This window comes from Paracoccaceae bacterium Fryx2 (genome assembly GCA_032334235.1).
GTDB lineage: Bacteria > Pseudomonadota > Alphaproteobacteria > Rhodobacterales > Rhodobacteraceae > JAVSGI01.
In genome coordinates this window covers 42,153-51,605 of the sequence record JAVSGI010000007.1, presented here as the reverse complement: position 1 = coordinate 51,605, position 9,453 = coordinate 42,153, and the positions used below count along the sequence as shown (strand labels likewise).

At 70.7% G+C, this 9,453-nt stretch carries 12 protein-coding genes; 6 read left to right on the top strand and 6 right to left on the bottom strand.

What is annotated here, in order from left to right; translation table 11 throughout:
- From RNZ50_25990 to RNZ50_25975, 4 genes are all read left to right on the top strand, one after another.
- On the top strand, nucleotides 1-201 hold a 201-nt coding region (locus RNZ50_25990; GenBank protein ID MDT8858415.1), incomplete at its 5' end, for a hypothetical protein.
- A 166-nt stretch (nucleotides 202-367) separates the two neighbouring features.
- Nucleotides 368-1,105: an ABC transporter ATP-binding protein gene (locus RNZ50_25985; protein ID MDT8858414.1), complete on the top strand. Its 738-nt coding sequence runs from the start codon at nucleotides 368-370 to the stop codon at nucleotides 1,103-1,105.
- Nucleotides 1,080-1,676 carry an energy-coupling factor transporter transmembrane component T gene (locus tag RNZ50_25980; GenBank protein ID MDT8858413.1) on the top strand — a complete coding sequence of 199 codons (597 nt, stop codon included), beginning with the start codon at nucleotides 1,080-1,082 and terminating at the stop codon, nucleotides 1,674-1,676. Before RNZ50_25985 ends, RNZ50_25980 begins: the two co-directional genes overlap by 26 nt.
- Nucleotides 1,677-1,688: 12 nt before the next feature.
- The gene (locus RNZ50_25975; GenBank protein ID MDT8858412.1) at nucleotides 1,689-2,231 is read left to right on the top strand and encodes a biotin transporter BioY; all 543 of its coding nucleotides are present in this window, start codon (nucleotides 1,689-1,691) and stop codon (nucleotides 2,229-2,231) included.
- Between the two features lie 4 nt (nucleotides 2,232-2,235).
- Here the strand turns inward: RNZ50_25975 and RNZ50_25970 are convergent, their stop codons facing one another.
- The 5 genes from RNZ50_25970 to metF form a co-directional block, all read right to left on the bottom strand.
- Nucleotides 2,236-3,330 carry an acetyl-CoA C-acyltransferase gene (locus RNZ50_25970; GenBank protein MDT8858411.1) on the bottom strand — a complete coding sequence of 365 codons (1,095 nt, stop codon included), beginning with the start codon at nucleotides 3,328-3,330 and terminating at the stop codon, nucleotides 2,236-2,238.
- Nucleotides 3,327-4,511, bottom strand: coding sequence for an AMP-binding protein (locus tag RNZ50_25965; GenBank protein ID MDT8858410.1), 1,185 nt, complete (start codon nucleotides 4,509-4,511; stop codon nucleotides 3,327-3,329). Before RNZ50_25965 ends, RNZ50_25970 begins: the two co-directional genes overlap by 4 nt.
- Nucleotides 4,512-4,562: 51 nt before the next feature.
- Nucleotides 4,563-5,330: an aldolase/citrate lyase family protein gene (locus RNZ50_25960; protein MDT8858409.1), complete on the bottom strand. Its 768-nt coding sequence runs from the start codon at nucleotides 5,328-5,330 to the stop codon at nucleotides 4,563-4,565.
- Nucleotides 5,327-5,788 (bottom strand): type II 3-dehydroquinate dehydratase, encoded by a 462-nt coding sequence (aroQ, locus tag RNZ50_25955; GenBank protein MDT8858408.1) that lies wholly within the window; start codon nucleotides 5,786-5,788, stop codon nucleotides 5,327-5,329. The genes RNZ50_25960 and aroQ overlap by 4 nt, the downstream gene beginning before the upstream one ends.
- 66 nt (nucleotides 5,789-5,854) lie before the next feature.
- Nucleotides 5,855-6,751 carry a methylenetetrahydrofolate reductase [NAD(P)H] gene (gene metF, locus RNZ50_25950; protein MDT8858407.1) on the bottom strand — a complete coding sequence of 299 codons (897 nt, stop codon included), beginning with the start codon at nucleotides 6,749-6,751 and terminating at the stop codon, nucleotides 5,855-5,857.
- Between the two features lie 90 nt (nucleotides 6,752-6,841).
- Between metF and RNZ50_25945 the strand changes: the two genes are divergently transcribed.
- Nucleotides 6,842-7,747: a LysR substrate-binding domain-containing protein gene (locus tag RNZ50_25945; GenBank protein MDT8858406.1), complete on the top strand. Its 906-nt coding sequence runs from the start codon at nucleotides 6,842-6,844 to the stop codon at nucleotides 7,745-7,747.
- Between the two features lie 70 nt (nucleotides 7,748-7,817).
- The gene (locus RNZ50_25940) at nucleotides 7,818-8,540 is read left to right on the top strand and encodes a DUF5765 domain-containing protein (protein MDT8858405.1); all 723 of its coding nucleotides are present in this window, start codon (nucleotides 7,818-7,820) and stop codon (nucleotides 8,538-8,540) included.
- 80 nt (nucleotides 8,541-8,620) lie between these two features.
- Here RNZ50_25940 and RNZ50_25935 read toward each other — a convergent pair whose 3' ends face one another.
- A complete protein-coding gene (locus RNZ50_25935) occupies nucleotides 8,621-9,274 on the bottom strand; it encodes a DUF1236 domain-containing protein (GenBank protein MDT8858404.1) in 654 nt (217 codons plus the stop codon).
- Nucleotides 9,275-9,453 lie beyond the last annotated feature (179 nt).

Here is a 9,453-nt window from a genome sequence, read left to right as displayed (position 1 = left end):
ACCACCGTTGATCGACACGGCCAGACCCGACAGGATGGCCGCGTCATCGGGCCAGGCCGTATCGCGGCAGGTGGTGGAGCGGGTGGCCGCGCGCTGCGCCCCGCCGCAGCGGAACCCACGCGGCCGATGGACGCGCTGGCGGCCATCGTCGATTTCCGGAGCAGGTTCGGGTTGCGAAACCTCGAAAGAGAATGGCGCTGATCGCGCCGGGCCGGATCACGCCGGAGATCCCGAGCCTGCGCGGGGCCGCGTCCTTCGGGCTTCGGGGTCGGGTTCACGCGCGACGCGCAATCGCGTGCACAGCCCACTTGGCAGCCCCCCCGGCAGGCGCTAAAAGGCCCCAGCCCGCGACAACCCAAGGCCCCCGATGCCCGCCTCCCTCGCCTCCACCGGCATCGTGCTGCAATCTGCGGGCGTCAGTCTTGCGGGCAAGGCCGTCCTGCATGACCTGAGCCTGACCCTGACCGAGCGCCGGATCGGCATCCTGGGCCGCAACGGCTCGGGCAAGACCACGCTGCTGCGCCTGATCGCGGGTCTGATCCCGGCCGCGACCGGCTCGGTTCTGGTGGATGGCATCGACCCGGCGCGCGACCGCAAGGGCATCCTGTCGCGGCTGGGCATCCTGTTCCAGAACCCAGATCACCAGATCATCTTTCCCACCGTCGAGGAAGAACTGGCCTTCGGCCTGCGCCAGCAGGGCCGCAGCGACGCCGAGGCCCGCGCCCTCGCGCGCGCCACACTCGCCGCGCAGGGCCGCAGCCATTGGGCCACTGCGTCGGTCGCCAGCCTGAGCCAGGGCCAGCGGCATTTCCTGTGCCTGCTGGCGGTGCTGGCGATGGAACCCGCGACGATCCTGCTGGACGAGCCCTTCGCCGGGCTTGACCTGCCGACCCAGATCCGGCTGGGGCGCGCCCTGAGTGCCCTGCCGCAGCGGCTGGTGACCATCACCCACGACCCGGCGGCGCTGGCGGGCTACGACCGCGTCCTGTGGCTGGAGGCGGGCCGCATCCGGGCCGACGCCGCCCCCGCCGCCGTCCTGCCCGCCTTCACCGCCGAGATGGCCCGCCTGGGGGACGCCGATGCTGACGCTGACCTCGCCGGTTGAGACCCCGCTGCACCGCCTGCCCGCCGGGGCGAAGCTGGTGGCGCTGGCCGGGGCCACGCTGCTGCTGGTGCCGCTGTCGAACCTTGCAGCCATCGCGCTGGCTGCCGCGCTGACCGCCGCGCTTTACGCCGCCTTCGGCCTGCGCTTTGCCCGGCATGGTGCGGCGATGCTGCGCCCGCTCTGGCCGTTCCTGCTGGTGCTGGCGCTCTGGCACGGCTGGACCGGCGAGATTGCGGCGGGGGCGGGCATCGGGCTGAAGCTCGTGACCGCCGTTGCGCTGGCCAATCTGGTGACGATGACGACGCGGCTTGACGACCTGATCGCGGTGGTGGAACGCGCTGCCCGCCCCCTTGCGCGGATCGGCCTCAGCCCGCGCGTGCTGGCGGTGGCAATCGCGCTTGTAATCCGCTTCACCCCGGTGCTTATGCAGCGCACCGGCCAGTTGATCGAGGCTTGGCACGCCCGCAGCCCGACCCGCGCCACCTGGCGCGTCGTGCTGCCGGTGACGCTGCTGGCGCTCGACGATGCCGATCATGTGGCCGAGGCCCTGCGGGCACGCGGCGGATTGTAGAAGGAGAGTGGAATGGAACGCAACGTCACCCATATCGCGCTGTTTGCCGCGCTGATCGCCGTGCTGGGGCTGGTGCCGCAGATCACGCTGATGTCGGGCGTACCGATCACGGCGCAGTCGATGGGGGTCATGCTCTGCGGCACCGTGCTGGGGGCGCGGCGCGGCGCACTGGCGGTGGTGCTGTTCCTGCTGCTGGTGGCGCTGGGGCTGCCGCTGCTGTCGGGCGGGCGCGGCGGGCTGGGCGTATTCGCCGGGCCGTCGGTGGGGTTCCTGATCGGCTTCCCGGTTGCGGCCTTCGTCATCGGACTGATCGTCGAACGCTGGAAGGCGCCGATCGCGGTGGCGTCCTTCGTGGGCGCGGTGTTCGGCGGCATCGCGGTGCTTTATCTGTTCGGCATCACCGGCATGTCGCTGGTGCTGGGCAAGACCTGGGTCGAGGCGGCGGCACTGGCCACGCCATTCCTCGCGGGCGACCTGATCAAGGCCGGCATCACCGCCGCCCTGACCCGCGGGCTGGCGCAGGTGCGCCCCGGCGCGGTTCTGTCGCGGCCCTGAGGCGTCACGCCTCCAGCAGCAGTGCGGTGCCGATGCCGCCCGCCGCGGCAATCGCGGCAAGCCCGTGGCCCGCACCGAGGTCATGGAACAGCCGCACCGCCAGCACCGCACCCGAGGCGCCGATCGGGTGGCCCCGCGCCAGCGCCCCGCCCCCTGCGTTGGCCCGCGCCGGGTCCAGCCCCGCGCCCTGCACGCAGGCGATTGCCTGCACGGCATAAGCCTCCATGACCTCGGCGCAGGTCAGGCTGTGCGGCAACACCTCCGCCCGCCCCAGCACCCGCGCGATGGCGGCCACCGGGGCCAGCCCTGGCGCCTCGGGCCGCCCGCCAAGGCTCGCCCCGCCCGCGATCCGCAACGCGCGCGGCGCCTGTGCCGCGATTCGCGCCGAGACCACCAGGCAGAACGCCGCCCCGTCCGCCGCCACGGCGGCATTGGCGGGGGTGATGCTGCCCGCCAGGGGCCGCGCCCGGGCGGCCAGCGCCGGGGTCAGCACCCGGGTGAACCCGTCGGCGTCCTGCCCCAGCAGCGGCACGATCTCGGCCCGCATCCGGTCGCGCGCCGCCAGTGCCCTTGCGTGGCTCGCCACCGCCCAGCCGTCCTGCGCCTCGCGCCCGATCCCCAGCGCATCGGCCAGCGCCGCCGCCGCTGCCAGCATCGACGGGTCACGCTCGGGCCAGGGCGTGAAGGGCGGCGCGTCATAGGGCACCGCAGGCCCGCCCGCCGGATCGGTGCGCTGTCGCAAGGGCCGGCGCGACCAGCTTTCCACCCCGCCCGCCAGCACCACCTCGGCCTGCCCGCTGACCACCAGCGCCCGCGCCAGCAGCAGCGCGTCAAGGCCCCCGGCGCATTGCCGGTCGATGCTCAGCCCCGCCACCGCCTCGGGCAGCCCCGCCGCCAGCGCCACCAGCCGCGCCGGGTTTCCCCCGGCCCCCAGCGCGTTCGACAGCACGAGTTCATCCACCTGCCCCGCCTCGATCCCGGCATCGGCCAGACAGGTCCGCAGCACCGGCGCCGCAAGATCGGCCAGCGACAGCGCGGCATAGGCCCCGCCATGCGGCATCACCGGCGTGCGCCGCGCGGCGATGACAAAGGCGGTCACAGCCCCGCCGCCAGCGCCGCAAGATCGGTCTTGCCCGAAGGCAGCAGCGGCCAGTCACCCCGCCAGTGCAGGCAGCGCGGCGCCTTCAGCGGGCCGAAGCGCGCCCGCGCCGCCGCCAGAATCGCCGGCCCCTGTGCCGGATCGCCCAGCAGCACCGCGTCGAGCACATGGCCGCGCCGCGGGTCGGGGCGCGGCAGCACCGCCACCCGGGCCACGCCGGGCAGGCCCGCCAGAAAGATCTCGATCTCCTCGGGGAACACGTTCTCGTCGGCCACCGTCACCATCCGCCCCGCCCGGCCCGCCAGATGCAGATACCCGTCCCGCAGCCAACCCCATTCGCCGACCGTCAGCCAGCCGTCGCGCCACTCGGCACCGCCCGGTTCCGGCACGCCGTAGCCCTGAAACACATAGGGGCTGCGCAGCCAGATCTGCCCGCGCTGCCCCTCGGCCACTGCCGCCCCTGCCGCATCGCGCAGGCACAGCGACACGCCCGGATAGACCCGCCCGACCGAGCCTTCCGGCGCATCCCCATCCGCCAGCGTCACGAAACTGGCCTCTGCGGCGCCGTAAAACTCCCGGATCGCTGCAGCGGGGCAGATCGCCGCCACCCCCGCACGGGTCGCGGCATCGAGCGCCGCGCCCCCCACCAGCACGAAGCGCAGATCGGTCAGCGGCGGCCCGCCCGCCTCGATCAGCAGGCGCAGCTGGGTCGGCGTCGCGTAGAGCACGCCCGCACCGGCCAGTGCCGCCCGCTGCCGGTCGGGGCGCAGCCCGTCAAGCAACGCCAGCCCCGCCCCCAGATGCAGCGCCTCCACCGCGCCATAAAGCGCCAGCGACTGCGACAGCCGCCCCAGCACCGCCACCCGCACCCCCGGCCCGATGCCGAACAACCCGGCATTCACCGCGAAACTGGCGATCCACGACGCCTGGCTGCGCCGGATCCGCCGCGGGGTGCCAGAGGTGCCAGAGGTCAGCGTCTCGAACATCGGCAACCCCGCCCGCGTCTCCGGTGCAGGCAGCCCGTCGCCGCCCACCCGAAAGCACAGCCCGGCCGCCACCGCAGCCCCCACGGCCTGCAATGCGGCCCGACCCGGCCGGTCGGCAATCACCGCGCGCGCCGGCCCCGCAGCCTGCGGCACCCGGAACCGGTCCGCCCCACGATCCACCCTGTCCCCATTCATCTTGGCCCAAATATCCCCGCCGGAGGCTCCGCCCGCGCCGCCACCCCGCCCTCAGGCGTCGCGGAACGCGGCCGCGAGGCCCCGCGCGCCGTTGACCAGCAGGGCAATGTCCATCCCCACGGCCGTGAAGCGCGTGCCCCAGCCGATGCAGCGCCGGGCGAATGCGGCGTCCAGCGTCAGGATGCCCGCAGGCTTGCCCGCGGCGACGATGCGGCGGATGGCGTCCTCGATGGCGGCGACCACCGCCGGGTGGCCGGTCTCGCCGGGATGCCCCATCGAGGCTGCCAGATCGGCCGGGCCGATGAACAGCCCGTGCACCCCGTCGACCGCCGCGATCTGCTCGATCTGCCCCAGTGCCTCGGCGGTCTCGACCTGCACGATCAGGCACAGCTCCTCCTCCGCCCGCCGGGCATAGTCTGCCACGGCACCGAAGCGGCTGGCGCGGGTCATGCCCGCCACGCCCCGGATGCCGCGCGGCGCATAGCGCATCGCGGCAACGGCGGCACGCGCCTCGTCGGCCGATTGCACGTAAGGCACGATCAGCGTCTGCGCGCCAAGGTCGAGCAGCCGCTTGATCAGCACCGGGTCGTTGCTGGCCGGCCGCACCACCGGCGACACCGGATAGGGCGCCATCGCCTGCAACATGCCCAGCGTGTCGGGAATGTCGGTCACCGCATGTTCGGTGTCGATCACCACCCAGTCGAAGCCGCAGCCTGCCAGCGCCTCGGCCACCGTGCCGCCTGGCAGCGAGTTCCACAGGCCGATCTGTTGCCGCCCCTCGGCCAGTGCGCGTTTGAAAGGGTTGACCGGCAGCGTCATGTCGCCACCGCCCCGGCAGATGCGCCCAGCAGCGTCGCCATCCGCCGCAGCGCCAGCAGGTAGCCTTCGGTGCCGAAGCCCGCGATCACGCCTTCGGCCCGCAGGCTGACGTAAGAATGGTGGCGGAACGCCTCGCGCTTGTGGACGTTCGAGATGTGAACCTCCAGCACCGGGCCGTCGAAGGCGTTAAGCGCATCCAGAATCGCGACCGAGGTATGGGTGAAGGCGCCGGGGTTGATGATGATCCCGGCCCCCTGCCCCCGCGCCTCGTGGATCAGGTCGATCAGCACCCCTTCGTGGTTCGACTGATTGCAGCGCAGGCGCAGGCCAAGCTCGGCGGCCAGCGCCGTGCAGGTGGCCTCCACGTCGGCCAGCGTTTCGTGCCCGTAAACCTCGGGCTGGCGCTGGCCCAGAAGGTTCAGGTTGGGGCCGTTCAGAAGGTAGATCGGGTCTGGCACTGATTGCGTCCTGTTGCCGGGGGTCGCCGTGACCTTAGCCGATCCGGCCCCCGGAACAAGCGCGGATCAGGCGACCTTTTCCAGAGCCCCGTCTTGCAGAGCCACGTCCTGCAGCGCCACTTCCGGCATGATGCCCAGCGCATGGCAGACATCGCGGGTCAGGTGCGGCCGGTTCAGGGTGTAGAAGTGCAGATCCTCCACCCCTTCACCGATCAGCGTGTCGCAAAGCTCGGTGCAGAGCGCGACCGACAGCAGATCCTCGCGCCCGTCACGTTTGGCGGCGGCGAAGGCCTCGTCGAGCCAGTGCGGCACCTGCGTGCCGCAGCGGGCGGCGAATTTCTTCACCCCGGCCCAGTTCTCGATCGGCAGGATGCCCGGAATGATGGTCGCGGAGATGCCTTCCTTCACGCAGAGGTCGCGGAAGCGCAGGAAGGTTTCGGCCTCGAAGAAGAACTGCGTGATGGCGCTGGTCGCACCGGCGTCGATCTTGCGCTTCAGCCAGCGCACGTCGGCCAGTGTGTCGGCGGCATCGGGATGCGGTTCGGGGTAGGCGCCGACCCGCAGGGTGAAGTTGCCGGTCGCGGCCAGCGCCTCGATCAGCTCGACCGAACTGGCAAAGCCTTCGGGGTGCGGGGTGAAGCGGGTGGCGCCCTTGGGCGCATCGCCGCGCAGGGCCACGATCTCGGTCACGCCCTCGGCGGCATAGGCGGCCGCGATTTCAAGGGTTTCGGCGCGGGTGGCATCGACACAGGTCAGGTGCGCCGCCACGTTCAGCCCGTAATGCTTGCCGATGGTCGTCACCGCCTCGTGCGTCAGCTTGCGGGTGGTGCCGCCGGCGCCATAGGTCACCGAGGAAAACGCAGGCTTCAGCGGCGCCAGCATCTGCACCGTTTCCCACAGCCGGAAAGACGCCTCCAGCGTTTGCGGCGGGAAGAATTCGAAGGAAATACGGGGCGTGGTCATGGCGGTCTCCTGCTGTTGGCCCCTTGTCCCAGATTCTCCCATGTGAGACAAATTCATAATTCGCATCATCATTATGAGGATGACCCCCAGATGCACCTCGAACTGCGTCACCTGCGCACCATCCGCGCCATTCATCACGCGGGCGGCCTTGCCCGCGCCGCAGACATGCTGAACATGACGCAGTCGGCGCTGAGCCATCAGGTCAAGGGGCTGGAGGATCAGGCGGGAATCGAGCTGTTCGTGCGCCGCTCCAAACCCCTGAAGCTGTCGGCGGCGGGCATCCGGATGCTGCGGCTGGCCGAGCGCGTCCTGCCCGAGATCGACGCGCTGGCCGAGGAGTTCAAGGCGCTGCAATCGGGCAAGACCGGGCGGCTGCACATCGCCATCGAATGCCACGCCTGTTTCGACTGGCTGTTCCCGGTGCTGGAACAGTTCCGCCGCGCCTGGCCGGATGTCGATGTCGACATCCGCGCGGGGCTTGCGTTCGAGGCGCTGCCCGCCCTGCTGCGCGAGGAGGTCGATCTGGTGATTTCCTCCGATCCGGTGCGGCTGGAGGGGGTGATCTTCAACCCGCTGTTCGACTATCACCCGATGTTCGTCGCCGCCGCGTCGAACCCGCTGGCGGCGAAAGACGTGATCGTGGCCGAGGATTTCCGCGACCAGATGCTGATCACCTATCCCGTGGCGCGCGACAAGCTGGACGTGTTCACCGAGGTGCTGACCCCCGCCAAGGTCGAGCCGCGGGGCATCCGGCAGGCGGAACTGACGGCGGTGATCCTGATGCTGGTGGCCTCGAACCGCGGCGTGGCGGTGCTGCCCGACTGGGTGCTGCGCGACGTGAAGACCAACGCCGACTACATCACCCGCCCGCTGGGGCCGGGCAGCATCACCAAGCGGCTCTATGCCGCCACGCGCGAAGAGGATGCGACGCAGCCCTTCATGGCGCATTTTCTGCGGCTGGGGCGCAGCGAGCCGGTAAAGCTGCAACGCGGCTGAGCGCGGCAAGGGATTGATTTGCGCGGCGGCCTGCCCCATCGTCGCGGCATCAGAACAGGGGATGCCGCCGATGTGCTGGGGCCTGGAAGTGACCGCAGCGATGGTCGGGGGCGGTGCCCTTGCGACCTTCGTCACCCTGCGCCGCCGGGAACGGGTGGCAATACCGCTTACGCTGGCCTATTTCACCCTGATGGAGGCGTTGCAGCTTGCGGGCTATCTGGTGATCGACCAGTGCGACAGCCCGGTCAACCAGTCGGTCACGCTGCTGTCGATGCTGCACATCGTGTTCCAGCCGCTGATCATCAACGCCTTCGCGATGGAACTGGTGCCCGCGCCGGTGCGCGACCGGATGCGGGTGTGGGTGTTCGGCCTCTGCGCCGCAGCGGCGGTGGTGATGCTGATGCAGCTTTATCCCTTCGCCTGGGCGGGGCAGTGCCTGCCCGGCACGCCGCTCTGCGGTGCCCGGCTTTGCACCGTCAGCGGCGACTGGCACCTGGCATGGGACATCCCCTACAACGGGCTGCTGGTGCCGTTCGAGCAGCGGTTCGGCCTGCACTGGGGGTTTCCGGCCTATTCGGCGGCGGTGTTCCTGCTGCCGCTCCTCTATGGCGCGTGGCGATTTGTGGTGTTTCACGCGCTGGTCGGCCCGCTGCTGGCGGGCAGCCTGACCACCAACCCCAACGAAGCCCCGGCAATCTGGTGCCTGGTGTCGATCGGCATCCTGCTGATTGCGCTCAGCCCGATGATCCGGCGCCAGATGTCGTGGCAGGTCGCCCCGGAGCGCAGCGCCTGATCGCGGCGCAGCCCTGCCGCGCCACGAAAAAAGGCGGCCCGGTTTCCCGGGCCGCCCAGTCGCATCGCAGGAACTGCGGTTCAGCGCACGATATAGACGACCTGGCGCTGCTTGCGCTCCACGATCACGGGAAGGCCGTTGACATAGGCATAGGAGAACTCGCTGTCGGGCACTTCGGCCAGCGTCACGCCTTCGGGAATGCCCGAACCCAGCACCACTTCGCCGTCAAGGTAGATCGGCTCGACCGGGTTTGCCACCACATAGGAAGTAACGGTCGGCCCCGGATCGGCTGCGGCACCCATGCCGCCACCGATCACGGCACCCACGGCGGCGCCGATCGGACCCGCGATCAGCGCGCCCGCAACCGCACCCATCGTGCCGCCGCCAACGGTGGACGCAGCGGTGGTGTCTTCATAGGTCACGGTGCCGACGGCAACCTTTTCACGGTTGACATAGATCGGGGCGGGGACGTTTTCGACCATGGCCGTCAGGTAGTCGCCCGAGGCCCAGCCCTGCTTGCCGTCATAGCTGACCTGGCACCAGCTTGCGGCCTCGAGGCAGCCGAGCACCGCGACCGGGGCGGCCGACGGGATCACGCCAAGGATTTCGTACATCGGGCCGGGGCCTGCGCGCAGGTTCAGGTCGGTGCCGGCCATCGCCTGGACTTCGGCCTGAGCAGCAGTCACAAACACGAAACTGGCGATAACGGCCGTAAGAGCGGATTTGGTGAACATATGATTCCCCTTGGCGGGGGCAGTCCGGCGTATGGATCGCCCTGCCCACTCACCCGTACACAACGCCACAGGACCGGCGTTGTTCCCGTTGACGTTGCGGAAAGGCGGCAGACGGCGGCGATCCGCCGGGCCGCGCCGCCGATCCGCCCCCCTTCACATCCTGCGGCCTTGCGCGTATA

What these genes read in the sequence shown, in the direction of transcription:
- RNZ50_25985 (MDT8858414.1), top strand. Translation starts at nt 368, where the DNA reads ATGCCCGCCTCCCTCGCCTCCACCGGCATCGTGCTGCAATCTGCGGGC.
- RNZ50_25980 (MDT8858413.1), top strand. Translation starts at nt 1,080, where the DNA reads ATGCTGACGCTGACCTCGCCGGTTGAGACCCCGCTGCACCGCCTGCCC.
- RNZ50_25975 (MDT8858412.1), top strand. Translation starts at nt 1,689, where the DNA reads ATGGAACGCAACGTCACCCATATCGCGCTGTTTGCCGCGCTGATCGCC.
- RNZ50_25965 (MDT8858410.1), bottom strand. Translation starts at nt 4,511, where the DNA reads ATGAATGGGGACAGGGTGGATCGTGGGGCGGACCGGTTCCGGGTGCCG.
- RNZ50_25960 (MDT8858409.1), bottom strand. Translation starts at nt 5,330, where the DNA reads ATGACGCTGCCGGTCAACCCTTTCAAACGCGCACTGGCCGAGGGGCGG.
- metF (MDT8858407.1), bottom strand. Translation starts at nt 6,751, where the DNA reads ATGACCACGCCCCGTATTTCCTTCGAATTCTTCCCGCCGCAAACGCTG.
- RNZ50_25945 (MDT8858406.1), top strand. Translation starts at nt 6,842, where the DNA reads ATGCACCTCGAACTGCGTCACCTGCGCACCATCCGCGCCATTCATCAC.
- RNZ50_25940 (MDT8858405.1), top strand. Translation starts at nt 7,818, where the DNA reads ATGTGCTGGGGCCTGGAAGTGACCGCAGCGATGGTCGGGGGCGGTGCC.
- RNZ50_25935 (MDT8858404.1), bottom strand. Translation starts at nt 9,274, where the DNA reads ATGTTCACCAAATCCGCTCTTACGGCCGTTATCGCCAGTTTCGTGTTT.